This window comes from Burkholderia sp. AU33545 (assembly GCF_020419685.1).
GTDB classification, from domain to species: domain Bacteria; phylum Pseudomonadota; class Gammaproteobacteria; order Burkholderiales; family Burkholderiaceae; genus Burkholderia; species Burkholderia diffusa.
In genome coordinates, this window is the sequence record NZ_JAIZRQ010000008.1 from 245415 (window position 1) to 268853 (window position 23439).

Below are 23439 nucleotides of genomic sequence, written 5' to 3' on the forward strand. Positions count from 1 at the left end.
CATTCGAAGGAGGTTTCCATGTCATCCCGACAACATACGGGCCACGAATACAGCCACGCTCGCGCGCACGAAGGCGAGCGCACGCAGCAGGACCACGACAAGGGCGGCCACCAGACGGGGCACGGCAAGGCGCCGGGCCCGGTCGACGTGCAGAAGGCGCTGAAGGGGATGGACTATCCGGCGAGCAAGTCGGAAGTCGTCCAGTGCGCGGAGCGCTCGCACGCCGACCCGCGCGTAATCGACATGCTCAGGCAGATACCCGATCGCGAATATGGCACGCCGGCATCGGTATCGAAGGAGCTCGGGCGGCTGATGTGAGCGCCGCCACGTCGCGTCGCGCACGCCGTCGCGTGTGCGGCAGCTTACGGTCACGAGGAGCACGAACATGGCGATGATCGTCGCAGGACGCTTCACGACGTTCCATGAAGCGGAAGGTGGCGCGCGCCACCTTTACGAGCGCGCGTTCGGCCCGGACGACGTGTCGATCTTCTTCCTGAACCCGGGCGGCCAGCACGCGCGCTTTCCGATCGGCGGCGACGTATATGCCGATACGGCCGCGAAGCCGGGTGGCCGCGGCGCGATGGTCGGCGCGCTGCGCGGGCTGCTGATCGGCGCGATCGTCGGGCTGATCGTCTATGCGCTCGGCGTGCACTACTGGTTCGTGCCGGCCGCCGGCGCGCTCGCCGGTGCGTATCTCGGCGCATTCGGCGGCGCGCTCGGGCGGATGCGCGGCGAGCAGGCCGAAGGCAAAGGCACGCTTGCGCATACCGAAACCGGCGTGATTCTGGCCGCACGCGTGACGGCGACGAACGCGGCCGCCGCGGAAGACGTGCTGCGTGCGACCGGCGCGCAATCGATCGAGCGCGTCGAAGGCGACTGGCACGACGGCGAGTGGCGCGACTTCGATCCGGTGCGCCGGCCGGACGGCACCACGCAGGGCCGCCCGCGCTGAACGAGTCGTTTTCGCCTGCGCCTGCAGCGCGGCGTGCCGCCGCGCGGGCCGGTGCGCGGCACACGGCACGCCGCTTGCGATGCATTCGCGACACCCGTTCAAGGAGGAACCCATGACCATCGCCAGGACACCGCCGCCCCAGACGCAGACGCAACAGCCGGGCCGCGAGCGGGAGATGCATCCGAAGCCGCGCGACGAAGCGGCCGATTACGTTGGCAGCGGCAAGCTGGCCGGCAAGGTCGCGCTCGTGACGGGCGGCGACAGCGGGATCGGCCGCGCGGTCGCGATCGGTTTCGCGAAGGAGGGCGCGGACGTCGCGATCGTCTACCTGAACGAATCGGACGATGCCGCGCACACGAAGCGCCTGATCGAGCAGGCGGGCCGGCGTTGCGAGGCGATCGCATGCGACGTCGGCGACCGCCGGCAGGCACGCGCCGCCGTCGCGCTCACGGTCGAGCGGTTGGGACGCCTCGACGTGCTGGTCAACAACGCGGGCGAACAGCATCCGCAGCAGGGCATCGAGGACGTGACCGAGGAACAGCTCGAAGGCACGTTCCGCACGAACCTGTACGGAATGGTGTTCTGCACGCAGGCCGCGCTGCCGCACATGAAGGCGGGCGGGCGCATCGTCAATACCGCGTCGGTGACCGCGTATCACGGCAGCTCGAAGCTGCCCGACTACTCGGCGACCAAGGGCGCGATCGTCGCGTTCACGCGCTCGCTGTCGATCGAGCTGGCCGAGCGCGACATTCGCGTGAATGCCGTCGCCCCCGGCCCGATCTGGACGCCGCTGATTCCGTCGACCTTCACCGCCGAACAGGTATCGAAGTTCGGCGCGAACGTGCCGCTCAAGCGGCCGGGGCAGCCGGACGAGCTGATCGGCTGCTACGTGCTGCTCGCGTCCGAAGGCGCGAGTTACATGACGGGACAGACCTTGCATCCGAACGGCGGCTCGATCGTCGGCGGGTGACGATTGTGCCCACACAAGGAGAAAGCGCATGAAACAGCCCAACTGGACGATCGCGGCGCTCGCCGCGGGCGTACTCGCCGTGTCGGGATTCGCGCATGCACAGATGCCGAGCGAGCCGCCCGCATCGAATTCGCACGTGCCGGGCGGCGTGATCAACCCGACGTCGGGTGCCGGCGCGGGCGATCCGGGCATCGCGAAAGCACCGCAGGGCGTCGATGCGGAATTCGTCGACAAGGCCGCGCTGGCCGGCAAGGCCGAGGTGCAGGCGAGCCAGCTCGCGCTGGAGCAGGCGCAGTCCGCGGACGTGCGCGCGTTCGCGAAGAGGATGGTGGCCGACCATGGCAAAGCCGCTATGAAGCTCAATGAGATTGCCGCGCGCAAGGGCATGAAGCCGCAGGTCGAGCAGATCACGGATCCGGACGTCGAGGCATTGCGCGGCAAGCGCGGGCACGACTTCGACACCGCCTATGTTGCTGCGGTCGGCCCGGACGCGCACAAAAAGGCGGTTGCGCTGTTCGAGGAAGAGGCGCGCGACGGCAAGGACGCGCAACTGCGTGCGTTCGCGACATCCACGCTGCCGACGCTCAGGCATCACCTCAGCATGGCGGAGGCACTCCAGCGCAAGGTGGGCGCGCAGTAACGCGCGTCCGTTTCAACCCCAGGGCCGCGTGGGCGGCCCGTTCTTTCGGAGAAGCAGTCATGGCCCAACGACAATCGAAGCATGCAGGCATCCTCGAACTGCTCTGCCAGGCATACGAGACCGAGCTTGGCGGCGCGAAGATCTACGAGGCCGCGCTCCAGTGCGCGACCGACGAGGACCTGCACAAGGAATGGGAGAAGTACCACCGCGAAACGATGCATCACCAGGACGTGCTGCGCAAGGTATTCGAAACACTCGGCCTCGACCCGGATACGAAGTCGCCGGGCCGCGCCGCCGTGGAGGCGACCGGCAAGTCGCTCGTCCAGGTGATCGAGCAGGCGAGGAAGCAGGCCGAGCCGGCGGTCGCGCAGGTCGTCGCGGCCGAATGCGTGGTGCTGGCCGAAACCAAGGATCACCTGAACTGGGAACTGATCGGCTATGCGGCCGACCAGTTGCGCGACGGCGACGCGGCGAAGGCGCTGAAGGCTGCACACGATGAAGTCGAGGCCGACGAGGATCATCACCTGTATCACACTCGCGGCTGGGCGCGCGAGATGTGGATCGAATCGATGGGCTTCAAGGCGGTGCTCCCGCCGCCGGAGGAAGTGAAGAAGGTCGAGTCGGCGGCCGATGCGGCGCGTGCCGAAAAGTCGCGCGGCAAGATGATGTAACCATGCCGATCGGGCAACCGGGCCATGCTGCTTGCGCGGCCGCCCGGCTGTCCGATATCGTTGCTCTGCCGTCCCGGTCCTCCCCGGTTGAACGGTTGCTGACGCAACCACATCGTTCCGATCAGGTCAGCATGTCCACGGCCATCACGATCACCGATCCCGCCATCATCAGGACCGCCAGCCACCCGAACATGTTCTATGCGATGCCGCTGCCGGGCTGGCCGGCCGCATCGCGTCGCTGCGACAGCCGTCGGTACCACGGCTGACCGGTGGATGCGGCGGTCGTGGTTTCCCGCGCCGCGTCGTTGCCGCGCGGGCCGCTCATTCGGCGTCCCCCGCTGCGCCGTGCGCGAGGCGCGACGCAGTGCGCAGCGCGTCCACGAGCGTCCGGTATGCGTGCTCGCGCGAATCGGCGCCGCGCGTGCGCAGCACGTAGGACGGGTGATAGGTTGCGACGACTAAACAGCCGTTGGGTGAGCGAACCGGCTTGCGCGTGCGCTCGAGCGTTGCTTCGTTGTCCTGCAGCACCGCGCGCAGTGCCGTCGCGCCGAGCGCGACAATCACCCGCGGGCGGATCGCATCGAGTTCGCGTTCGAGCCAGTAGCGGCACGCGGCGACCTCTCGCTGCGCGGGCGTCTTGTGCAGCCGACGCTTGCCGCGCGGCTCCCATTTGAAGTGCTTGACCGCGTTGGTCAGATAGACGGACGTGCGCTCGATCCCGGCTTCGTCGAGCGCGCGGTCGAGCATGCGGCCCGCCGCGCCGACGAACGGGATGCCCCTGCGGTCTTCCTGGTCGCCCGGCTGCTCGCCGACCAGCATGATGCGCGCGTCAGCCGGCCCCGCACCGGGCACTGGCTGCGTCGCATGTTCCCACAGCCCGCAGCGGCGGCAGGCGTCGAGCGTGGCCGGTGCATCGTCGGCGTCGACGAGCGAGAGCGCCGCGCGCTTTGCGGACGCATCGCGCATCATGCGGTGCTTCCTGAACCCGTCGGCGCCGGGCCCGCGTCGGCGTGCGCACGACGGCGTGCTCGCCGGTGGGCGGCCAGCGGATCGAAGGCCTGTCCGGGTCGGAATATCGGCAGTGCGCGCATTGACGGTTCCCATATCGACGCTGTGCACTTCGTACAGCAACCGGCGTGCCGCATGCAGTCGAAACGCGTGTGCAGTTGGCGCTGGGGGCAGCATCCGGTTACGGGAGAACGCCGCGATACAATTCGACCCCTACGACGATGCGGGCGCCGGCGACCTGCTGCCGTGATGCGCGGCCGTGCCGCTGACGCCGCACCTGTCCGGAACCGGCGAGTGGCCGCGGACGATCAGGCGTGGCCGATCGGGCGCCTTACACGGCACATGTAAAACGGCATCGGGCGTCGTCGTGCCGAGCGCATTCGCCCGCCTCATGCGATACGGCGGCGCGGCTGGCGCATCGCAGCCGGGCATTTCCCGGCTGGGTGTGCTTGTCCGAATCGTGCAAAATACCCGGCATCAGAGATGCGGAGACCAGGCCCGTGGGAATCAACTTCGATTTGACCGACTTGCAGGCGTTTCGCGCGGTGGTGGAGCTGGGAAGCTTCCGGAAGGCCGCCGAGGCGATCAGCATTTCGCAGCCCGCGTTGAGTCGCCGGATCGACAAACTGGAGGAAGCGCTCGGCGTGCGTCTGTTCGAGCGCACGACGCGCAGCGTCACGCTGACGACGGTCGGCCGCGTGTTCGCGCCGAGCGCCGAGCAACTGCTGGACGATCTCGACGTCGCGCTGCTCGGCATCCGCGACGTCTCGTCGAGCCGCCTCGGTCACGTGACGATCGCGTGCGTGCCGTCGGTGGCCTACTACTTTCTGCCGAACGTGATCGCGAGCTATCATCGCCGCTTTCCGCGCATCAGGGTCAAGCTGCTCGATGCGAGCGCGAACGAGGTGCTGAGTGCCGTCATCAGCGGCGAGGCCGACTTCGGTGTGAGCTTCATGGGCAGCCAGGAATCCGAGGTCGAGTTCAAGCTGCTGCTGCAGGAGCGATTCGTTGCCGCGTGCCGGCGCGATCATCCGCTCGCGCGCAAGAAGCGCGTGACCTGGAACGAGCTTTACGAGTACGAGTATGTGTCCGTGGACAAGACATCCGGCAATCGCTTGTTGCTCGATCAGGCATTGACGAGCGTCGCGCCGCGTGCGCCGAGCGTGTGCGAGACGCGCCACGTGACGACCATGCTCGGGCTGGTCGAGGCGGGGCTCGGCGTCGCCGCGGTGCCGTCGATGGCGATGCCCGGACACGACCATCCGCTGCTCACGAGCGTGCCCCTCGTCGAACCGGCGGTCAAGCGCCGGGTGGGCATCGTGAAACGGCGTGGACGCCCGCTGACGCCGGCCGCGGAGGAGTTTCACCGGGCGATCGTCGACGCCAGACGCGGCAGTGCGCCACACAGCGATGCATCGAAGTAATGCATGCGACGAATACGACCGGAACATCGAGGAAGACCACACCGTGAGGCTGGGAAGACCGCTGCATTCGCTCTACGTGCAGGTTCTGCTGGCGATGGCGCTCGGCGTGAGCGTCGGCCACTTCTGGCCGTCGGCAGGCGCGTCGCTCAAGCCGCTCAGCGACGCATTCGTCGGTCTCGTGCGGATGATGATCGCGCCGATCGTGTTCTGCACGATCGTCTCCGGCATCACGTCGCTGACGAACGGGAAGGCCATCGGGCGCACGATCGTCCGCGCGCTGGTGCTGTTCTACCTGCTGACCGCCGCCGCGCTCGCATTCGGGCTCGTCACCGCGTTCGTGCTGCGGCCCGGCGCCGGCATGCACGTCGACGTGCGCCATCTCGACGCGAGCGTTCTGGCGCAATACGCGCAGCATGCGCAACCGCGCGGACTCATCGCGTTCGCGCTGAGCGTGATCCCGGATACGATGCTCGGCGCGTTCCAGCAGGGCGAGGTGCTGCCCGTGCTGCTGCTGTCGCTGCTGTTCGGTTTTTCGCTGAACGCGTATCCGCAGGCCGGGCGGCCCGTGCTGGCGCTGATCGACGGCGTCGCGCAGATCGTCTTTCGCGTGCTCGCGATGATCATGCGGCTCGCCCCGCTCGGCGCATTCGGCGCAATGGCCTTCACGGTGGGCCGCTTCGGCATCGGCTCGGTCGGCTCGCTCGCACGGTTGATGGTGTCGTTCTACGTGGCCTGCGGGCTGTTCGTCGCGCTGGTGCTCGCGCCGCTCGCGCGGTTGCACGGTTTCGCATTGTGGCGGCTGTTGCGCTACATCCGCGAGGAATTGCTGATCGTCCTCGCGACGTCGTCCACGGAACCGGTATTGCCGCGGCTGATCGTCAAGCTGGAGTCGCTCGGTTGCGACAAGGGCGTCGTGGGGCTCGTGCTGCCGGCTGGCTACTCGTTCAACCTGGACGGCACCGCGATCTATCTGACGCTCGCGGCATTGTTCATCGCCCAGGCGTGCGATGTGACGCTTTCCGCGCCGCAGATCGCGGCGATGCTGGCCATCATGCTGCTGACGTCGAAGGGCGCGGCCGGCGTGTCCGGCAGCGGGCTCGTCGCGCTCGTCGCGACGCTCGCCGTGATGCCCGACCTGCCGGTTGCCGGCGTCGCGCTTCTGGTCGGCATCGATCGCTTCATGTCCGAGGCGCGTGCGCTGACGAGCGTGATCAGCAACGCGTGCGCGGTGATCTTCGTTTCGATGCGTGAAGGGGCGTGCGATCGTGCGCGGCTCGCGCGGATGCTGAATGCGACCGAACCGGCTGACCCGAATGGCGCGGATGAACCCGATGCCGGCACCGGGCCCGACGGGAAGGCGGTCTGACGCGCACCTTCCCGTGGTTCGTGCTCAATGCGCGGAAACGGAATCCAGTCCGGTCGAGTTCACTTCCGCCTGCACGTCGGGCGACGCGAGATAGTCGAGAAGTGCCTTCGCTTCCTGCGGGTGGTGCGCGCCGACGGGGATGCCGGCTGCGAAGCGCGTGACGGACTGCAGCGACTCGGGAATCTTCCCGACGAAGGTCGCGCCCTTCACGGGCAGCAGTTCGCTCACCTGCTGAAAGCCGATCTCGTAGTCACCGTTCGCGACCACGGATGCGACCGGGATTCGCGGGACCATGGTCGCCTTCGATTTCACCTGGTCCTCGATGCCGAGCTTCTTGAACAACTCCCGCTCGATGTAGACGCCGCTCGCGCTGTCCGAGTAGGCGATCGACTTCGCATGCAGCAGAACCTGCTTGAGGCCTTCGGCCGTGCTGATGTCGGGTTTCGCCACGCCGTCGCGCACGACCATGCCGATGCGCGAATCGGCCAGCTCGACGCGCGATCCGGCGATCACCTTGCCTTGCCGGATCAGATCGTCGAGCGCATAGCCGACCATGATCACGGCGTCGGCCGGCTCGCCGCGCGCGAGCCGGTTCGGAATCGCTTCAGGCGATTTGCCCATCGACGGGCCGAGCGCGGTATCGAGTGTGTTGCCCGTGTGGGACGCGAACCGCGGGCCGAGCAGTTTGTAGGCGGCGGTGAAGCCGCCCGAACTCATCACGTGCAGGTCGGCGGCCTGCACGTTCGCGGTGACCGCCGAGGTGGCGACGAGCGCGGCGGCGCAGAGTTTCAGGAGCAGGTTTTTCATGGTCGTGGTCTTGGCCGTATGGAGTCGGGACAGGTCGTTCGGCATGAGGAGGTTTCAGTGCGCCGGCGTCAGCGTGACCGTCCGCCGGCGATACAGGGCGAACGTCGCGAGCAGCGCGCACACCGCGGCGAGGCTCATCCAGTAACCGGGGGCGGCCTTGTCGCCGGTCATGTGAATGAGTGCCGTCGAGATGGCCGGCGTAAAGCCGCCGAACACGGCCGTGGCGAGGCTGTAGGCGAGCGAGAAGCCTGCCACGCGCACCTCGACGGGCATCACTTCCGTCAGTGCGACGACCATCGCACCGTTGTAGATTCCGTACATGAACGACAGCCACAGAAGCACGAGCAGCATGTTGACGAACGATGGCGCATGCGCGAGCAGGGACAGCGCGGGATAGGCCGTCGCAATCGCGAGCAGCGTCATGCCGACGAGCAGCGGCCGGCGGCCGATGCGATCGGACAGGGCGCCGCCGATCGGCAGCCACACGAAGTTCGACACGCCGACGCACAGCGTCACGAGCAGGCTGTCGGCCGTGCTCAGGTGCAGGACCGTCTTGCCGAAGGTCGGCGCATAGACGGTGATGAGATAGAAGCTCGTGGTGGTCATGGCGACCAGCATCATGCCGGCGACCACGACGCCCCAGTTGCGCGCCAGCGTACCGAACACTTCCTTCATGCCCGGACGATGCTTGCGGGCCTTGAACGCCTGCGTTTCCTCGAGGTTGCGGCGCAGCATGAAGATGAACGGCACGATCATGCAGCCGACGAAGAACGGTACGCGCCAGCCCCACGCGGCGATGGCCGACGTGCTCAGCCATTGATTGAGCGCGAAGCCGAGGGCTGCCGCGACGACGATCGCGACCTGCTGGCTGGCAGACTGCCAGCTCGTGTAGAAGCCCTTGCGGCCAGGCGTCGCCATCTCGGCGAGATAGACCGACACGCCGCCGAGCTCGGCGCCTGCCGAAAAGCCCTGCAGCAAGCGCCCGACCAGCACGAGCGCGGGCGCGAGCAGGCCGATCGTCGCGTAGCCCGGCACGAACGCGATCAGGATCGTGCCGCTTGCCATGATGGCCAGCGTCACGATCAGGCCCTTGCGGCGGCCGACGTCGTCGATGTACGCACCCAGCACGATCGCGCCCAGCGGCCGCATCAGGAAGCCCGCGCCGAAGACGGCGAAGGTCATCATCAGCGACGCGAACTCGCTCGCGGCGGGAAAGAATACGGCGGAGATCTGGGTAGCGTAGAAGCCGAACAGGAAGAAGTCGAACTGCTCGAGGAAGTTGCCGGCCGTCACGCGGAATACCGCGGCGGCCTTCGAACGTCCGGTCGGAAGGCTGGGCGAGGGGTGCATCAGGGTGTCTCCAGAAAATGCGGGAAATGCGCGGGGAGCGATCGATTGTCGTTTCGGCAATCTTCACCCGAAGACGAGAAAACGATAAGTGCGATTTTCGGAAGGATTGATGTCGTTTGGTTATCAATCGGGCGGCGCGCTACGCCAGTCGCGCACGGCCGGCGACCGACGACGCCGGCCTCAAAGGATCGGCACGCCTCGTGGATCCGTCAAAAAGCCCCAAAAAAAGCCCCGCATTCGCGGGGCTGTCGCCTGAACCACCGGCAAATCACGAACGGTCAATGCCGCCCGCGCGTGCGCGGATCATTCAGTTCCTCGGTCGGATCGGTGAGCCCGAGCTCGTCGCCCGCGCTCCAGTACGGCGTGCTGCCATAGAACTCGTGCAGCGGCGTGGCCCATTGCGGGTCCGCCATCGCCGGCCAGTGATCCTTGTCGAAGCCCGGCGCGTTGCGGATCCGCTCGGACGACACCGACAGCAGGAAACACTTGCGTTCGGTGTCGAGCGTGAGTGCGCTCCATGGAATCGCGAGCAGCTTGTCGCCGATGCCGAGCAGGCCACCGCTCGACAGCACGGCGTACGCGACGCGGCCCGAGCGCACGTCGAGCATGATGTCCTTGATCTTGCCGACGTCGTCGCCATCGGTCGTGTAGACCTTGTCGCCTTCCAGCGTGTCGGCCGCCATCACGTCGGGGCCTGGGCCGGCCGCCGTCGCGGCGCCCTTGCCGATGATGCGCGTCTGTCCTCGATCGGAAGTCTGCATGGTTGTCCTCCTGGTTGCGTGGAGCGCGGCCGTGCCCGGGATGGGCCCTGCGGGTCGCGCGGGTTGTCGGGCGGGGCGAGGATCGCCCCGTCACGTACGCTTCGGTTGCGACACGCCTTCGAGCGTGTTCGCGACGTCGTCGCGCGCGGGGCCGGCCGTGCGCGTCGCGATGTCCGCGAGCGACAGCATGCCGACGAGGCGCTGGTCGTGATCGACGACGGGCAGGCGGCGCAGTTGCGCGTCGGCCATATAGTGCTGGATCTCGTCCAGCGGATCGTCCTCGAAACACCATTCGATCGGGCCCGACGCAACTTCGTGGATCCGCGTCTCTGGCGGCTTGCCGGCCGAGATCGCGCGCACCGCGAGGTCGCGGTCCGTGACCATGCCGATCAGCCGGTTGTTGTCGCACACGGGCAGCGCGCCGATGTCGTAGCGCTCCATCAGTTGCGCCGCATGACGGATCGAGTCGGTCGGCGCAATGTGCACGACGTCCTGCGACATGATTTCGTTGACGCGTTGCATGGAGTCCTCCTGGCGGCTTGAAGCGGGGCCGTGCGATTCAGCAAGCGGCGTGCCGTTCGGCACGGGTGTCCGTCGAATCGCCGACGGTCATGCGTCGCGGCGCCTGGCCGGGTCCTGCCACGGGCCGTCATCGTGCGTGCCCGGCGGCGTGTCGGGCTCGATGCGCGTGATGCCGCCGGTCGCCGGCGGATCGCTCGCGGGGAACGTGTCCTCGAGCTGCTTGTCGATATGCCGCTCCGAGTGGCGCGTTTTCGTGTGGTCCTGGTCCTTGAGCGGCGGCGACGGGGCGGGACGCGGTTCGTGCGCCGGCGCGTCGCGGCCGGAACGGGTCGAATCCTTCATGGCAGGGCTCCGTGTCGGTGACGATGAGGCGGTTTTCGCGCAACGGCCGTGCCCGCTGCATCCGGACGGCACGCGACTTGCCGCGTCGGCGGCAACGACGACACCACGGCGCGCCACGCGCCGCATGCATGCGCACATCAAGCGGGAGGGCACGATGACGATTCCGAAACGGCGGCCAGGCGTGCGCTATGAAGTCAACGTATGTGGCGGAGGGTTCGAGTCGGTGAAAAGCCACTTCATCACATGGAAGCAGGAGCCGCTGATCTACCGGCCCGATCGCCGCATGTTCGAAGGCAAGGCCGACGTGCGGCCGCTCGACGAGACGTTCGGCTCGACGGAGCCGGCGCGCTTCGCGCTGCAGCGCGCGTGCGACCCGACCGATCCGTATGCGCTCGCCGCGCGGGTGCGCGACGACGACCACGAGCTGTGGCTCGTGATGGCTGCGTACGACGGGTAGCGCGATGGTCTTGAAAGAATTGCAGCGCGCGGTGTAGCGAAGACACGTCGCGCCGGGCGGCGGCCTGCACGTTGGCGCGTCGACGCACGGCAAGCGCCGACAGAGGCCGGCATGCGGCTTGCGGACCTTGGCGCATCGAGCGGCGAACGCGCCGCGCCGCGATCCGGTTCCGCGAGGAGAGCGCAACGATCGAATGCCCATGAACAGAGACACCACCCGAAACCCAGCTCAGTCGATGCACCGGCCCGAGCCGCCTGTGCCCGACGTCGGGCCGGACCCACAACCGCCCCCGCCGGACGACCTGCCGCCCGGCACGCCCGAGCCGTATCACGATCCGGAGGGCGATCCGCCAGAGCAGCCGCCACCGGAACGTGAGCCGCCGACGCGGGAGCCGCCGATCCACGTGTCGCCGACGGGCGTGCCGCCGGTGCGTTCACCAGATCCAAGGAGGGGCCACGATGAGCATCCGCGTGAAACCCGGCATGCTGCGCGACGTGGCCGAGACGCTCGGCCGCCATTTCGAGGCGCGGGCGATGCCGTTCGATGTCGAGGAGCAGCCGCCCGGCGCGCTGCGTTTCGGCTTTCGCATCGACGGCCATCCGGCGTCGCTGACCGTCACCTTCGACGCCGACGCGTTCGCGGCGCTCGAGCAGGCCGGTATCGAGCGGCAACGTGGTGCGCTGGCACGCGTCGCCGCCGAGTTCGACACGATGATGGCGCGCCGCGCGCCGACCGCGTATGCCGGCGATTTCCATTTCAACCGGCTCTGAGCCGTGTCGCCACGGCCGGCCCGGCGCCACCGATTCAACGGAGGATTCCGATGAAGCCGATCCAGTCGATGCGTGTGGGCGCCTGTGCGTTCGCCGCCGCGTGCGCGCTCGGCGCATGCACGCAACCGCAGGCCACTTACGGCACGCGCGGCGCTCCGCCGGCGCCGCCGGACGGTCATGGCGCGTCGCCGACCACGACGATGCCGGACGCGAACACGCGCTACGACACGCGTCCGTCGCCGTACAACACGATGCCGGCGGGTGCGGCCGGCGGTGAGGCGGCCGACGTGCCGCCGCCGGGACCGAACGGCGCGCAGGGCGACCGGACGATGCCGGGCACGCCGCCGCCGATGCAGTACTGACGTGCGGCACGTCGTGCGGCGGCTGCGGTCGGATACACCGGCGCGCCGGCGCGCAGCCGGTGCGTCCGCCCGGCGCGAATTCCGTGCCTCCAACTTGCCTGCACTTGTAAAAAAGGCAGCAGCCGGGGCCGCCGCAAGCGGGGTGCGAACCCGCGAGAGCCGCGACGGACGGCGGTTCGCCCCCTTGGCATGGAAGCTGCATGATTGCGTCTGCACGCAATTCCGCACACCGTCAGGAGGGCATCGATGTCCGTCACGCTTGCGCTCCAGATGCGACAGCATCTGGCACTCACGCCGAGGCTTCAGCAGTCCCTTCGCCTGTTGCAGTTGTCTTCGCTCGAATTCCAGCAGGAACTGAGGCAGGCGCTCGACTCGAATCCGTTTCTCGAAGATGGCCAGGGCGACGACGAAGCCGCCGCCGACGTGCCCGAATCCACCGCCGAAGCCGCGGCGCCCGAGCCGCCGCCAGAGCGCGAGGACGTGCGTCCGCCTGACGGCGAGGTGTCGTATACGGCGGCGCCGGCGCCGCGCGGCACGAGCCGCCAGGCTGACGACGCGAGCGACCTGTCGCCCGGCGAGTGGATGGCGGCGGAGCCGTCGCTGCACCAGCAACTGCACGATGCGCTGCGCCTTTATCCGCTGAACAAGCGCGACCGCGAGGCTGCGCGCATCGTGATCGATGCGCTCGACGAGGACGGCTACCTGCGTCAGGAGCTGGCCGAGCTGCTGGTCGCGGCCGATCCGGCGCTGCTGCTGTCGGAACAGGATCTCGCGGTGGCGCTGCGGCTCGTGCAGATGCTGGACCGTCCGGGCATCGCCGCGCGCTCGGTGTCCGAATGCCTAGTGCTGCAACTCGACGCGATTCCAGCCGGCACGCCGGCGCTCGCGGAGGCGAAGGCGATCGCGCGCGATCATCTCGAACGGCTCGCGCGGCGCGAGACGGCGGAAATCCAGCGACGCCTGGGCTGCAGCCAGGCGACGATGCAGGCCGCGTGCGCGCTGGTGCGCACGCTCGATCCGCGTCCCGGCAACCACTACGGCAGCACGCGCGGCGACTACGTGATACCCGACGTGATCGTGCGCCAGGTGCGCGACGAATGGGTCGTGACGATCAACCCGGCCGTGCTGCCGCGCGCGCGGCTGCACGAGCGCTACGCAACCTTGTTCGCGCAGTCGAGCGGCGAGCACGATTCGCCGCTCGGCCAGCAGTTGCAGGAAGCGCGCTGGCTGATCCGCAACGTGCAGAAGCGCTTCGACACGATCCAGCGCGTCGGCGAATGCATCGTCGCGCGGCAGCGCGATTTCTTCCGCTACGGCGAGATCGCGATGAAGCCGCTCGTGCTGCGCGACATCGCCGAGGCGCTCGACCTGCACGAATCGACCGTGTCGCGCGCGACGGGCAACAAGTACATGGCCACGCCGCACGGCACGTTCGAGTTCAAGTATTTCTTCCCGCGCAAGCTGGAAGCAGCCGGCAAGGGCGTGTGCTCGGCGTTGGCCGCGAAGGTGCTGATCCGCGACATGATCGCGGCCGAGCGCGACTCCGACCCGCTGTCGGACGTCGCGCTCACCCAGAATCTGGCGGGGCGCGGCATCCTTCTTGCGCGTCGGACGGTGACCAAGTATCGCCAGGCGATGAAGATTCCGCCGGCTGAACTGCGGCGGCGCGACGCCGCATGACGATGCCGTTCGAACCGCGCGCGGCCTGCGCACCGCGCTGCCCGCGCGCACCACCGAGAGGAGGAAAGCCATGCCAGCCAAGTCCCAGGCACAGCAGCGCGCCGCGGGGGCCGCCCTGTCGGCCAAGCGCGGTGACACCAAGATGAAGGACCTGAAGCCGCCTGCGAAGTCGATGGCCAAGTCGATGAGCGAGAAGGAGCTCGAAAAAATGGCTTCGACGCCGGTCCACGGCAAACCCAGGCACAAGCACGATTCTTGATCGGCGGCGACACGCGTCGACGATCGCCATTCGTCAGGACTCCAGGAGGAATTCATGCTTCGATACGCCATCATCTTCTTCATCATCGCGATCGTCGCCGCCGTGTTCGGCTTCGGCGGCATCGCGGCCGGTGCGGCCGAGATCGCGAAGATCCTGTTCTACATCTTCGTCGTGATCTTCCTGGTCACGCTGCTGCTGGGCGTCGTGCGCCGATGACGGTCACGCCCGACCGTTCGCAGCGCATCGCTGAACTCGAAGCTGCGCTCGCGAACGGATTTCCGTCGGAGTCGACCCTCGTCGTGCATGCGGATGACACGTCCGGGCGACTGACGATCCAGGTGTCGTGGGTGCGGGTGCCGGTCGACGCGAGCGCGCGTCAGTGGCGCTGCGTGGTGGACCTGCGCTTCGAGCCGGACGTTCTCGCGCGGTACGTGTCCCTCGACGCGGCCGACCGGTTGCGCGTTCGGACGCACGTGTGCGACATGGCGCGGCGCGCGGTGGATGAACAGAAACCGCGCGTCGAGGACGCCGAGATCGAATGCAGCGTCGCGCTCGACGTGACGCGCGAGGAGCTGGATCGCGCGCTTCGCGCGCCCTGACGTCACGGCAGCAGCCCGCCGTGACACCGGAGCGAGCCGTCGCGGCACGCGCCGCGCGGCTCGCTCGTTTCCCGTGACGGCTCCGTGCACGCCGTGACGCACGCAGCCGTCCTTCATCGAACCGACAGGAGGGCGCGCGCATGACGCATCTCCCCGATCCGGCAATCCACCGCCACCCGACGGCGCGAAATCGCGCCAGCGCGCGGAGCGTTGCACGGGGGAGCCGGTACGCCAGGCGCGCGTGCAAGCGGCAAGGAGGACAGGCATGGCCCCGCGGATGATATGGAAAGGCGCGATCAGCTTCGGGCTCGTTCATGTGCCCGTGCAGCTGTTTCCCGCGACACGCACCGTGAAGCCGTCATTCCGGCTGCTCGACAAGCGCTCGATGGATCCGGTCGGCTACCGGCAGATCAACAAGCGCACCGGCAAGGAAGTCACGCGCGAGGACATCGTGCGCGGTTACGAGTACGAGAAGGAGCGCTACGTCGTGCTGACCGACGACGAAATCCGGGCGGCGAACCCCGAATCGACGCAGACCGTCGACATCCTGACCTTCGTCGACGAGGATGCCGTGTCGTTCCTCTATCTCGACACGCCGTACTACCTCGTGCCGGACCGCAAGGGCGAGAAGGTCTATGCGCTGTTGCGCGACGCACTGAAGGACAGCGGCAAGATCGGCATTGCGCTCGTGGTGATGCGCGACCGACAGCATCTTGGCGCGCTGATTCCGGTCGGGCCGCTGCTCGCGCTCGATACGCTGCGCTGGCAGGAAGAATTGCGGCCCCTCGACGAACTGACGGTGCCGGCCGAAGACGCGAAGGGCGCGGGCGTGACCGCGCGCGAGCTGGGAATGGCGAAGAAGCTGATCGACGACATGGCCGGCAAATGGACGCCCGACGAGTATCACGACACGTTCCGCGACGACATCCTCGAGCTGGTCGAGCGCAAGGTGCGCGCGGGCAAGATCGAAGAGATCGAGGAGCGGCCCGCACAGACGAGCCGCGCGGCGACCAACGTGGTCGACCTGACCGAGCTGCTGAAGCGCAGCCTGAAGGGCGGCGGCGGGGCGCGTGCGGCGGATCTGCGCGATGCGGGCGACGACGAGGATGCGAATACCGATGGGGCATCCTCGTCGTCGCGCGGCGGCGGGCGCCGCAAGTCGGTTTCGAAAACCGCGGTGAAGGGCGCGGCCACGAAAACCGCGGCGGCGAAACGGCCGTCCGCGAAACGTGCCGCGACCGGCGAGCATGCGGTGAAGAAAGCCACCGCGCGCCGCAAGCACGCCGCATGACGCCGCGCAAAGCGAGGTGATGCAATGCCCGGCAAGCTCGATCCATATCGCCGCAAACGCCACTTCGGCGCGACGCCGGAACCTGAAGGCGCGCACGGGCGTCGGCGTGCGAAGTCGGATGCGAAACCGTCCGCGCGCGGGCGTGCGCGCACCGGCCATCCGCTGCGCTTCGTGATCCAGGAGCATCATGCGCGGCGATTGCACTACGACTTCCGGCTCGAACTCGACGGCACGCTGAAGTCGTGGGCCGTGCCGAAGGGGCCGAGCCTGGATCCGTCGGTGAAGCGTCTCGCCGTGCATGTCGAGGACCATCCGCTCGAATATGCGTCGTTCGAAGGCGAGATTCCGGCCGGGCATTACGGAGCAGGATCGGTCGTCGTTTGGGACGAGGGCACCTGGACGCCCGACGGCGGCGTCGCGCAGGCACGCGACGGCTATCGCGCGGGCAAGCTCACGTTCCGGCTCGACGGCGAGAAGCTGCACGGCGGCTGGGCGCTCGTGCGCAGCGGGCGCCAGCAAGGGCGACAGGAGCAGTGGCTGCTGATCAAGGAGCGCGACGACGACGCGCGCGGCGCGGACGAATTCGACGTCGTCGGCGAGCGGCCGGGAAGTGTGCATGATGGTGCGGTGGCGCTGCCGGATTCGCCCGACGGCGCCACGCGTACGCGCCGTGTGCCGCGCGGCCGCGGCGACAAGGCCGCGAAACGCGCTGCACATGGCGCGCGGCATGACGAACACGACGATCATGGCCGCCCGCCGGCCGATCCGTCCGGGATCGAAGGTGCAGTGCGCGCGCCGTTGCCCGAGCGCGTCGCGCCGCAACTCGCGACGCTGGTCGACGGCCCGCCCGAGCAGGGCGACTGGCGCTACGAACTGAAGTTCGACGGCTACCGGATCCTTGCGCGTATTGCGGGCAAGGGCACACGCCGGCATGTGAAGCTGATGACGCGCGAAGGCCGCGACTGGACCGCGAAGCTGCGCGCGCAACGCGACGCGCTCGCCGCGCTCGACGTCGACGGCGCATGGTTCGACGGCGAGGCCGTCGTGCTCGGCGAGCACGGTCTTCCCGATTTCCAGGCGCTGCAGAACGCCCTCGGCGCAGGGCGCTCGGACGCGGTCACGCTGTTCGTATTCGATCTGCCCTATCTTGACGGTTACGACTTGCGGGACGCACCGCTCACCGCGCGCCGCGCGCTGCTTGAACCCCTGCTGGCCGACAGCGACCCCGCGCGGCTGCGCTTTTCGCCCGATCTCGGCGACGACGTCGCGTCGCTGATCGCGAGCGCATGCGATACCGGCCTCGAAGGGCTGATCGGCAAGCGCGCGGACTCGCGCTACCGGCCCGGACGCTCATCTGCGTGGATCAAGCTCAAATGCCGACGCCGGCAGGAGTTCGTGATCGGTGGCTATTCCGAGCCGTCGGGCAGCCGCCACGGCTTCGGCGCGCTGCTGCTCGGCGTGCACGAACCGGCGCCGGCCGGCAAGCGGCGGCGCGGGCCGACACCGCTGCGCTATGTCGGCCGGGTCGGCACAGGCTTCGACGCACGCATGCTCGATCGGCTTGCCGCGATCCTGCGCAAGCACGAGCGCGAAACGGCGCCGTTCGATCCGCCGCCGCGCGAACGCTCGCGCACGCGCGTGCACTGGATCGAGCCGACGCTCGTCGCCGAATGCGAATTCGCGGAGTGGACCGGCGACGGCATCGTGCGGCAGGCCGCATTCATCGCGCTGCGCGAAGACAAGCCGGCCGCGCAGATCGTCCGCGAAGTGCCGAAACATGCGAAAAATGCGGAAACGGAGGTGGCGATGGATCGACATCGAACCACGCACGCGGCTCACGAGGCGAATGGCCGCGAGCACCACGCGCGTTCACGGGCATCCACCCGCACGGCGGGCAACGATGCCGGCCCGGATCAGCTCGGCCGCGTGCGCATCACCCATCCCGACCGCGTGCTCGATCCGCGAAGCGGCACGCGCAAGATCGATCTCGCGCGTTACTGGCAATGGATCGCGCCGTGGCTGTTGCCGGACCTGAAGGGGCGACCCGTGTCGCTCGTGCGCGCGCCTGGCGACATCGCCGGCGAGCTGTTCTTCCAGAAGCACGCGGAGCGCCGCGAGATCCCGTTCGTCACGCAACACGCCGGGCTCGATCCAGGGCACGGCCCGCTGCTGTCGCTCGACAGCGTCGACGCGCTGCTTGGTGCCGCGCAGATGGGCACGATCGAACTGCATACGTGGAACGCGCACGCGTCGAACATCGAGCGGCCGGACCGAATCGTGTTCGACCTCGATCCTGATCCCGCGCTGCCGTGGAGCGCGATGATCGAGGCCGCGCAACTCGTGTGCGGGCTGCTCGACGAACTGGGGCTCGCGTCGTTCTGCAAGACGAGCGGCGGCAAGGGGCTGCATGTGGTCGTGCCGATCACGCGACACCTCGGATGGGACGACGTGAAGGATTTCTCGCGCGCGGTCGCGCAACACATCGCGGGTGCGTTGCCCGACCGTTTCACCGCGACGATGGGCCCGCGTCATCGTCGCGGCAAGATCTTCATCGACTACCTGCGCAATGGCCGCGGCGCGAGCACGATCGCCGCGTATTCGGCGCGCGCGCGGCCCGGGATGGGCGTGTCGGTGCCGCTGCGTTGGGACGAGGTGCCCGACACGACGGGCGGCGCGCAATGGACGATCGACACGCTGCACGAACGGCTCGACCGGCTCGAGCGCGATCCGTGGGAAGGCTACGACGACACGCGGCAGCGCATCTCCGCGCAGATGCGCGCGCGGCTCGGCGCGTCGTGACGTCGCGGGCGCGGTCAACGCCGGCGCTGCTGCAGGCGGTAATACCAGGCCATCAGCGGCGTCGCGGATACACCGTGCACGATCACCGACGCCGACACGACGGCCAGCACCGGCGCCGCGAGCGGGCGCACCGCGCTGGACGGCCCGTGTTCGAGCGCGAACAGCAGGTAATAGAACGAGCCGATCCCGCGTATCCCGAACCACGCCATCAACCGCCGTTGCGCGTGGGTCGCGCGCGAGCCGGTCAGCGTCAGCAACACGGCGAGCGGCCGCACGGCCACGAACAGCACGAGGGCGAGCCCGATTGCGCCCCACGTCACGAGCGGCGTCGATAGCGTCGCGAGCACGCTGCCGACCATCGTCATGATGAGCGCCTCGGCGATCCGTTCGAGCTCGATCGTGAAGTCCAGCACCGATTCGGTCATGAACGCGTGCACCTTCTCCGGATGCTTCTCGGTCGCGACCACGTCTTCCGAATCGATCCGGCCGATCACTTCGCGCGGCCGCCGGCCGCCGCTCGCGCGATGCTCGACGCGGCGCATCGCGACGCCCGCGGCGAACGTCGCGATGAAGCCGAACGTATTCGCAAGCTGCGCGACGCCGAACGACAGCACGATCAGCGCGAGCGCGAAGAAGCCTTCGAATCCGAGCGCCTGCGCATGGCGGGTGCGCAGCCAGCCAATCGCCTTGGTGGTGGACGCGCCGAGCACGCCGCCGATCGCGGCCGCGCCTGCGATGCCCCACAGCGCGGCCAGCGCGAACGCAGCCGACAGCGCTGGCCGCGCGTGCGGCATGTCGGACGCACCGCACAGCGCGAGGCCCGCGAGCGCGAACGGCAGCGCGATCCCGTCGTTCAGCCCGCCTTCGCCGGACAGCGCGAAGCGCACCAGGTCGCGGTCGCCGGGATCGTGCACCTGCACGTCGTGCGCGAGCACCGGGTCGGTCGGCGCGAGGATCGCCGCGAGCAGCAGCGCGGGGCCCCAGCCGAGCCCGAGCGTCACCACCGCGCAGCCGGCGAGCAGCGGCACGGTGACGATCATCGCAAGCAGGCCGAGCCGGCAGGGCACGAGCCACAACTTGTCGGACAGCGGAACGCGCAGCCGCAGTCCGATCGCGAACAGCGACACCAGCAGCGCGACTTCGACGATCTCGCGCAGCAGCGGCGCGTCGCGTTCGATGTCGAGATGCAGGAGTCCGGCGCCGGACGGGCCGAGCGCGACGCCGAGCGCGAGATAGATCATCGCGCTGCTGCATGGCAGGTGACGCAGCGCCGACGTCGCGACACCCATGGCCATCAGCACCGCGCCGATGATCAGATACCACAGCGTTTCATGCATGCGTGCAGGCGGAGCAGGTCGATACGGAGCGGTTGGGGGGGAGCGTCACGGCTTGCGGCCGAACGCCTCGCGCAGTTTCCGCTTCGCGCGTTCGAGCGTCGCGCGGCGTGTTTTCGGCAGGTTGCGGCCCGCGCGGTTCACATAGAAGTTGAGCATCGACATCGCCGACTGGAACGGCGGCGCCTTGCGGCGGCGGCTGTGTTCGGCCGAGCGCTTGAGCGACGCCGCGATCTCGCCCGGGTCGTCGGACTTGAAGATCTCGGGTTCGATGTCCAGCGCATCGCTCTTTTTCATGACGTCGGCGGACCAGCGCTTGCGATGATGCGGATCGTTGCTGCGCGCGCGGCCGGGGCGGCGCGTCACGCGTTTGCCGTGCGGACGGGAAGCGGAAGCTGAAGGCATGACAGGGCTCCGTACGGGATCGATGGTCCTGCGCAGCAAGCCGCATGCCGCGCAGCGCTGACGGCACGTGCCTTGCTGAATCAGTGACGCAGGAAATTCCGCGACAGCGGTTCCATCGAGGGAGAACGTTCCATGAAGCCAGTATTCGAATCGAAATTCGCTGCGCGCCGGATCCTTGCGTGCGCGGCCGTCGCACTCGTCGCGGCCGCACCGGCCGCGTGGGCACAGAATTCGCAGCGTTCCGACGAAGGTACCGGGGCGCCGATCCTGTCGCCGCCAGACACATCGGCACAGAGCGCAGGCGGCAGCAAGTCGAATGGCAATACGGCGGCGCCGCCGCCCGCGACCCGCATGCAGGAGTCACGCGCCATGCGTTCGCACGCGCGCCCGCATGTGCGCACCAAGCCGGGCGGCCCGAGCGGTGCCGGCACCGGCGGTAGCGGCAGCACCGGCGGCGCCAACGGCGGTGGCAGCGCAGGGGCGGGCATGGGTGGTGGCGACGCGGGCGGTACGGGCGGCGCCGGTTCCAGCGGCTACTGACGATCACGGCGTCGCGCCGGCGTAACCGGCGCGACGCGATGGCGGGCGCCGGCCGCGGGGCGGCACATCGCCACCACGCAGGAGGACATGATGCACTCGAACCAGCGGACCTCGTTCGACCCGACCGAACTGGACACCGACGAGGTCGATACGGACGATTTCGATACGACGGTGCATGTCGACATCGAGACCGGCAGGATCACGTTTCATGCGGCCTGGGCCCTGGCGCCCGATGCGCCGCCCGATACCGCGCGGCACTCGGTCGTGCTCGCACTCGACTACGACACGATGGAGCGCTACGTCGATCTCGACGACGACGCCCGAATGCGCGTGCACGCGATGCTGCACGATGCCGTGCAGGCCACGCTCGACACGCTGCCCGACGTCACCGAGGATTTGACGCTGACGGTCGAGCTGACCGACGCGATGCTCGACGCAGCGCGTCATCTGCAGTGAGCGTGTCGAGCCGTTAGCGACCCGCCACTGGCGCGACCTTGCATGATGGCGCCGGGCGGCAGTCGCGGGCAGTCGCGTTACATCCCTTTGAAATCTTTGCAGACGCGCGCGGCGCGGCGTGACGTCGGCCCTTACGCGCCACGCGGCGGCTCATGCGCGTGAGGCCATTCGGGGATTGCGGGTCGCGCCCCATGGACGCGATGGTGCGTGCAGTGGCGTCCCCGTGCGCGCGGCAGGCACGCAGATTGCTGCACGACAGGTACGGCACGACCGATGCCGCGACATCAACAGGAGGGCGCTCCATGATCGGCAAGCTGGACCAATGCAAGGTGGCGATACTCGCGGTCGACGGCTTCGAGGAAGCCGAGCTCGTCGAGCCGCAGCGCGCGCTCAGGGCCGAAGGCGCGCAGGTCGACGTGATTTCGCAGAAGCGCGGCGAGATCCAGGGGTTCAGGCACGTCGACAAGGGCGATCGCGTGAAGGTCGACCATACGTTCGACGATGCGCGCGAAGGCGACTACGACGCGGTCGTGCTACCGGGCGGTGTCGTCAACGGCGACGCGATCCGGATGGTGACGGCCGCGCGCGAATTCGTGACGGCGGCAGTCGGTGCGGGCAAGCCGATCGCCGCGATCTGTCACGGCGGCTGGCTGCTCGTGTCGTCGGGGCTGGTGGACGGCCGCACGATGACGAGCTGGCCGAGCCTGCAGGACGACATCCGCAACGCGGGCGGCAAGTGGGTCGACCAGGAGGTCGTGCGCGACGGCAACCTGATCACGAGCCGCAAGCCCGACGACCTGTCCGCATTCAACGGCGCCTTGGTGCAGTGTCTGGCGTCGCGGGGGGCCTGAGCGATGCCCGCCGGTTCGATCCATCACGTGACGCTGACTGACGGGCTGCCCGAGTTCGACGGCGCGGCGCTGCAGATGCGCTTCGTGGTCGAGGTCGATGGGAAGCCGCTCACATGCGCGATCACGGTCGAAGCGCTCGAGGATCATTTCGGCGCGCGCTCCGCGCTCGAGGCCGACCTGCGCGACGCGTTCGAGCGCGGCCGTGCGCGTATCGAGGCCGCGTGCGAGGAAGTGCTCGCGGACGGCGAGGGCGGCGTGGAACTGCACAGCGGCTATTTCCGCGCGCGCGATCAGGCGGCGGGGAAAACGGCGCGGGCGGGGCTGTTCCGTTCGAGGAAGTCGTAATCCGCGCGGCTGCGCGACGCCGGCGCGGGCCGGCTCGCGCGCCGCGCGTGTGCTCGCTTACACGCCGTTGAAAACTTTGCAGCAGCCGTCACGCGGTTCGTGGAGACACATCGCGCCCCGCGCCGGCCGCGAGCGGGGCGGCCGCGTCCCACGATCTGGCACGTTCCCTGCATGCTTCTCCCGTCACCGGCGCACGTTTCGCGCCGTGCGTCGCCGCGATGCCGCCGCTGCATCGTGCGAAGCCGTCAACGGGGAAACAAGCATGCTGACCGCCCATGAATTTGCCGCGCTGTTCCTGGTGCATCGCGCACCGGAACAGATCCAGACCGACCGCGACGACATCGTCGCGCTGGTGGAACGACAGTTGATCGTGATGCGTCCGGACGCGTCCGGCACGAGCCGCCCCGCGCTGACGGCCGACGGGTTGACGGTCGTCCGGTGCGTGCAGCGGGACGCCGGCCGCGACGCGTGACACGCG

General features: G+C 68.6%; 30 protein-coding genes. 22 read left to right on the forward strand and 8 right to left on the reverse strand.

All coding sequences use genetic code 11. From position 1 onward, the window contains the following. Positions 1–18: 18 nt before the first annotated feature. The 6 genes from LGM71_RS26215 (at position 19) to LGM71_RS26240 (ending at position 3499) form a co-directional block, all read left to right on the forward strand. The gene (locus LGM71_RS26215) at positions 19–318 is read left to right on the forward strand and encodes a DUF2795 domain-containing protein (protein WP_059605954.1); all 300 of its coding nucleotides are present in this window, start codon (positions 19–21) and stop codon (positions 316–318) included. 67 nt (positions 319–385) lie between these two features. Continuing rightward, on the forward strand, positions 386–952 hold the full coding sequence (locus tag LGM71_RS26220; RefSeq protein ID WP_059605957.1) for a hypothetical protein: 567 nt from the start codon (positions 386–388) through the stop codon (positions 950–952). A 112-nt stretch (positions 953–1064) separates the two neighbouring features. Beyond that, the gene (locus LGM71_RS26225) at positions 1065–1922 is read left to right on the forward strand and encodes an SDR family oxidoreductase (protein ID WP_124901565.1); all 858 of its coding nucleotides are present in this window, start codon (positions 1065–1067) and stop codon (positions 1920–1922) included. Between the two features lie 28 nt (positions 1923–1950). Next, a complete protein-coding gene (locus LGM71_RS26230; RefSeq protein ID WP_124901566.1) occupies positions 1951–2562 on the forward strand; it encodes a DUF4142 domain-containing protein in 612 nt (203 codons plus the stop codon). A 59-nt stretch (positions 2563–2621) separates the two neighbouring features. Next, positions 2622–3233: a hypothetical protein gene (locus LGM71_RS26235; protein WP_124901567.1), complete on the forward strand. Its 612-nt coding sequence runs from the start codon at positions 2622–2624 to the stop codon at positions 3231–3233. A gap of 2 nt (positions 3234–3235) precedes the next feature. Continuing rightward, the gene (locus LGM71_RS26240; protein ID WP_185715836.1) at positions 3236–3499 is read left to right on the forward strand and encodes a hypothetical protein; all 264 of its coding nucleotides are present in this window, start codon (positions 3236–3238) and stop codon (positions 3497–3499) included. Between the two features lie 55 nt (positions 3500–3554). On the opposite strand, the gene LGM71_RS26245 is transcribed toward LGM71_RS26240, so the two are convergent. After that, positions 3555–4202, reverse strand: coding sequence for a UdgX family uracil-DNA binding protein (locus LGM71_RS26245; RefSeq protein ID WP_226117365.1), 648 nt, complete (start codon positions 4200–4202; stop codon positions 3555–3557). A 539-nt stretch (positions 4203–4741) separates the two neighbouring features. Between LGM71_RS26245 and LGM71_RS26250 the strand changes: the two genes are divergently transcribed. Both LGM71_RS26250 and dctA read left to right on the forward strand, forming a co-directional pair. Continuing rightward, entirely contained in the window at positions 4742–5665 is a 924-nt protein-coding gene (locus LGM71_RS26250; protein WP_059605973.1) for a LysR family transcriptional regulator, read from the forward strand. 43 nt (positions 5666–5708) lie between these two features. After that, positions 5709–7031, forward strand: coding sequence for a C4-dicarboxylate transporter DctA (gene dctA, locus LGM71_RS26255; RefSeq protein WP_226117367.1), 1323 nt, complete (start codon positions 5709–5711; stop codon positions 7029–7031). A 24-nt stretch (positions 7032–7055) separates the two neighbouring features. Here dctA and LGM71_RS26260 read toward each other — a convergent pair whose 3' ends face one another. The 5 genes from LGM71_RS26260 to LGM71_RS26280 form a co-directional block, all read right to left on the reverse strand. Continuing rightward, the gene (locus LGM71_RS26260; RefSeq protein WP_226117369.1) at positions 7056–7838 is read right to left on the reverse strand and encodes a substrate-binding domain-containing protein; all 783 of its coding nucleotides are present in this window, start codon (positions 7836–7838) and stop codon (positions 7056–7058) included. A gap of 54 nt (positions 7839–7892) precedes the next feature. After that, entirely contained in the window at positions 7893–9188 is a 1296-nt protein-coding gene (locus LGM71_RS26265) for an MFS transporter (RefSeq protein WP_124901570.1), read from the reverse strand. A gap of 278 nt (positions 9189–9466) precedes the next feature. Continuing rightward, complete coding sequence (locus tag LGM71_RS26270) at positions 9467–9949, reverse strand: PRC-barrel domain-containing protein (RefSeq protein WP_124625445.1); 483 nt, start codon at positions 9947–9949, stop codon at positions 9467–9469. A gap of 90 nt (positions 9950–10039) precedes the next feature. Then, positions 10040–10471, reverse strand: a complete 432-nt coding sequence (locus LGM71_RS26275) for a CBS domain-containing protein (RefSeq protein WP_059605984.1) — start codon at positions 10469–10471, stop codon at positions 10040–10042. Between the two features lie 87 nt (positions 10472–10558). Then, positions 10559–10813, reverse strand: a complete 255-nt coding sequence (locus LGM71_RS26280) for a hypothetical protein (RefSeq protein ID WP_124625443.1) — start codon at positions 10811–10813, stop codon at positions 10559–10561. 154 nt (positions 10814–10967) lie between these two features. Between LGM71_RS26280 and LGM71_RS26285 the strand changes: the two genes are divergently transcribed. The 9 genes from LGM71_RS26285 to ligD all read left to right on the forward strand — a co-directional run bounded on the left by LGM71_RS26285 (position 10968) and on the right by ligD (position 19030). Then, positions 10968–11270 (forward strand): hypothetical protein, encoded by a 303-nt coding sequence (locus LGM71_RS26285; RefSeq protein ID WP_124625620.1) that lies wholly within the window; start codon positions 10968–10970, stop codon positions 11268–11270. A gap of 458 nt (positions 11271–11728) precedes the next feature. Then, a complete protein-coding gene (locus LGM71_RS26295; protein ID WP_124625440.1) occupies positions 11729–12040 on the forward strand; it encodes a hypothetical protein in 312 nt (103 codons plus the stop codon). A 50-nt stretch (positions 12041–12090) separates the two neighbouring features. Then, entirely contained in the window at positions 12091–12402 is a 312-nt protein-coding gene (locus tag LGM71_RS26300; protein ID WP_059602383.1) for a hypothetical protein, read from the forward strand. Positions 12403–12648: 246 nt separating this feature from the next. After that, entirely contained in the window at positions 12649–14082 is a 1434-nt protein-coding gene (locus LGM71_RS26305; protein WP_226117371.1) for an RNA polymerase factor sigma-54, read from the forward strand. 70 nt (positions 14083–14152) lie between these two features. Continuing rightward, positions 14153–14341, forward strand: a complete 189-nt coding sequence (locus LGM71_RS26310) for a DUF3008 family protein (RefSeq protein ID WP_044843386.1) — start codon at positions 14153–14155, stop codon at positions 14339–14341. 54 nt (positions 14342–14395) lie between these two features. Continuing rightward, the gene (locus LGM71_RS26315) at positions 14396–14557 is read left to right on the forward strand and encodes a DUF1328 family protein (protein WP_027792525.1); all 162 of its coding nucleotides are present in this window, start codon (positions 14396–14398) and stop codon (positions 14555–14557) included. Beyond that, entirely contained in the window at positions 14554–14940 is a 387-nt protein-coding gene (locus LGM71_RS26320) for a DUF3022 domain-containing protein (protein WP_226117373.1), read from the forward strand. Before LGM71_RS26315 ends, LGM71_RS26320 begins: the two co-directional genes overlap by 4 nt. 265 nt (positions 14941–15205) lie before the next feature. Continuing rightward, positions 15206–16231 (forward strand): Ku protein, encoded by a 1026-nt coding sequence (locus tag LGM71_RS26325; protein WP_226117375.1) that lies wholly within the window; start codon positions 15206–15208, stop codon positions 16229–16231. Positions 16232–16255: 24 nt separating this feature from the next. Beyond that, a complete protein-coding gene (ligD, locus tag LGM71_RS26330) occupies positions 16256–19030 on the forward strand; it encodes a DNA ligase D (protein ID WP_226117377.1) in 2775 nt (924 codons plus the stop codon). Between the two features lie 14 nt (positions 19031–19044). On the opposite strand, the gene LGM71_RS26335 is transcribed toward ligD, so the two are convergent. Both LGM71_RS26335 and LGM71_RS26340 read right to left on the reverse strand, forming a co-directional pair. Then, complete coding sequence (locus LGM71_RS26335; protein ID WP_124625430.1) at positions 19045–20367, reverse strand: cation:proton antiporter; 1323 nt, start codon at positions 20365–20367, stop codon at positions 19045–19047. Positions 20368–20412: 45 nt separating this feature from the next. Beyond that, entirely contained in the window at positions 20413–20769 is a 357-nt protein-coding gene (locus LGM71_RS26340) for a DUF3175 domain-containing protein (protein ID WP_059680902.1), read from the reverse strand. 132 nt (positions 20770–20901) lie between these two features. Between LGM71_RS26340 and LGM71_RS26345 the strand changes: the two genes are divergently transcribed. The 5 genes from LGM71_RS26345 (at position 20902) to LGM71_RS26365 (ending at position 23433) form a co-directional block, all read left to right on the forward strand. Beyond that, positions 20902–21309: a hypothetical protein gene (locus tag LGM71_RS26345; RefSeq protein ID WP_226117378.1), complete on the forward strand. Its 408-nt coding sequence runs from the start codon at positions 20902–20904 to the stop codon at positions 21307–21309. 90 nt (positions 21310–21399) lie between these two features. Then, positions 21400–21765: a DUF3022 domain-containing protein gene (locus tag LGM71_RS26350; RefSeq protein ID WP_226117510.1), complete on the forward strand. Its 366-nt coding sequence runs from the start codon at positions 21400–21402 to the stop codon at positions 21763–21765. A 302-nt stretch (positions 21766–22067) separates the two neighbouring features. Further along, entirely contained in the window at positions 22068–22616 is a 549-nt protein-coding gene (locus LGM71_RS26355) for a type 1 glutamine amidotransferase domain-containing protein (protein WP_226117379.1), read from the forward strand. Between the two features lie 3 nt (positions 22617–22619). Further along, entirely contained in the window at positions 22620–22961 is a 342-nt protein-coding gene (locus LGM71_RS26360; protein ID WP_124625425.1) for a DUF1488 domain-containing protein, read from the forward strand. 262 nt (positions 22962–23223) lie between these two features. Continuing rightward, on the forward strand, positions 23224–23433 hold the full coding sequence (locus tag LGM71_RS26365) for a hypothetical protein (protein WP_124625423.1): 210 nt from the start codon (positions 23224–23226) through the stop codon (positions 23431–23433). Positions 23434–23439 lie beyond the last annotated feature (6 nt).

What these genes read in the sequence shown, in the direction of transcription:
- LGM71_RS26295 (WP_124625440.1), top strand. Translation starts at nt 11,729, where the DNA reads ATGAGCATCCGCGTGAAACCCGGCATGCTGCGCGACGTGGCCGAGACG.
- LGM71_RS26270 (WP_124625445.1), bottom strand. Translation starts at nt 9,949, where the DNA reads ATGCAGACTTCCGATCGAGGACAGACGCGCATCATCGGCAAGGGCGCC.
- LGM71_RS26335 (WP_124625430.1), bottom strand. Translation starts at nt 20,367, where the DNA reads ATGCATGAAACGCTGTGGTATCTGATCATCGGCGCGGTGCTGATGGCC.
- LGM71_RS26320 (WP_226117373.1), top strand. Translation starts at nt 14,554, where the DNA reads ATGACGGTCACGCCCGACCGTTCGCAGCGCATCGCTGAACTCGAAGCT.
- LGM71_RS26310 (WP_044843386.1), top strand. Translation starts at nt 14,153, where the DNA reads ATGCCAGCCAAGTCCCAGGCACAGCAGCGCGCCGCGGGGGCCGCCCTG.
- LGM71_RS26325 (WP_226117375.1), top strand. Translation starts at nt 15,206, where the DNA reads ATGGCCCCGCGGATGATATGGAAAGGCGCGATCAGCTTCGGGCTCGTT.
- LGM71_RS26300 (WP_059602383.1), top strand. Translation starts at nt 12,091, where the DNA reads ATGAAGCCGATCCAGTCGATGCGTGTGGGCGCCTGTGCGTTCGCCGCC.
- LGM71_RS26305 (WP_226117371.1), top strand. Translation starts at nt 12,649, where the DNA reads ATGTCCGTCACGCTTGCGCTCCAGATGCGACAGCATCTGGCACTCACG.
- LGM71_RS26315 (WP_027792525.1), top strand. Translation starts at nt 14,396, where the DNA reads ATGCTTCGATACGCCATCATCTTCTTCATCATCGCGATCGTCGCCGCC.
- LGM71_RS26215 (WP_059605954.1), top strand. Translation starts at nt 19, where the DNA reads ATGTCATCCCGACAACATACGGGCCACGAATACAGCCACGCTCGCGCG.
- LGM71_RS26260 (WP_226117369.1), bottom strand. Translation starts at nt 7,838, where the DNA reads ATGAAAAACCTGCTCCTGAAACTCTGCGCCGCCGCGCTCGTCGCCACC.
- LGM71_RS26225 (WP_124901565.1), top strand. Translation starts at nt 1,065, where the DNA reads ATGACCATCGCCAGGACACCGCCGCCCCAGACGCAGACGCAACAGCCG.
- LGM71_RS26360 (WP_124625425.1), top strand. Translation starts at nt 22,620, where the DNA reads ATGCCCGCCGGTTCGATCCATCACGTGACGCTGACTGACGGGCTGCCC.
- LGM71_RS26265 (WP_124901570.1), bottom strand. Translation starts at nt 9,188, where the DNA reads ATGCACCCCTCGCCCAGCCTTCCGACCGGACGTTCGAAGGCCGCCGCG.
- LGM71_RS26355 (WP_226117379.1), top strand. Translation starts at nt 22,068, where the DNA reads ATGATCGGCAAGCTGGACCAATGCAAGGTGGCGATACTCGCGGTCGAC.
- ligD (WP_226117377.1), top strand. Translation starts at nt 16,256, where the DNA reads ATGCCCGGCAAGCTCGATCCATATCGCCGCAAACGCCACTTCGGCGCG.
- LGM71_RS26230 (WP_124901566.1), top strand. Translation starts at nt 1,951, where the DNA reads ATGAAACAGCCCAACTGGACGATCGCGGCGCTCGCCGCGGGCGTACTC.
- LGM71_RS26365 (WP_124625423.1), top strand. Translation starts at nt 23,224, where the DNA reads ATGCTGACCGCCCATGAATTTGCCGCGCTGTTCCTGGTGCATCGCGCA.
- LGM71_RS26345 (WP_226117378.1), top strand. Translation starts at nt 20,902, where the DNA reads ATGAAGCCAGTATTCGAATCGAAATTCGCTGCGCGCCGGATCCTTGCG.
- LGM71_RS26280 (WP_124625443.1), bottom strand. Translation starts at nt 10,813, where the DNA reads ATGAAGGATTCGACCCGTTCCGGCCGCGACGCGCCGGCGCACGAACCG.
- LGM71_RS26285 (WP_124625620.1), top strand. Translation starts at nt 10,968, where the DNA reads ATGACGATTCCGAAACGGCGGCCAGGCGTGCGCTATGAAGTCAACGTA.
- LGM71_RS26275 (WP_059605984.1), bottom strand. Translation starts at nt 10,471, where the DNA reads ATGCAACGCGTCAACGAAATCATGTCGCAGGACGTCGTGCACATTGCG.
- LGM71_RS26340 (WP_059680902.1), bottom strand. Translation starts at nt 20,769, where the DNA reads ATGCCTTCAGCTTCCGCTTCCCGTCCGCACGGCAAACGCGTGACGCGC.
- LGM71_RS26350 (WP_226117510.1), top strand. Translation starts at nt 21,400, where the DNA reads ATGCACTCGAACCAGCGGACCTCGTTCGACCCGACCGAACTGGACACC.
- LGM71_RS26220 (WP_059605957.1), top strand. Translation starts at nt 386, where the DNA reads ATGGCGATGATCGTCGCAGGACGCTTCACGACGTTCCATGAAGCGGAA.
- LGM71_RS26240 (WP_185715836.1), top strand. Translation starts at nt 3,236, where the DNA reads ATGCCGATCGGGCAACCGGGCCATGCTGCTTGCGCGGCCGCCCGGCTG.
- LGM71_RS26235 (WP_124901567.1), top strand. Translation starts at nt 2,622, where the DNA reads ATGGCCCAACGACAATCGAAGCATGCAGGCATCCTCGAACTGCTCTGC.
- LGM71_RS26245 (WP_226117365.1), bottom strand. Translation starts at nt 4,202, where the DNA reads ATGATGCGCGATGCGTCCGCAAAGCGCGCGGCGCTCTCGCTCGTCGAC.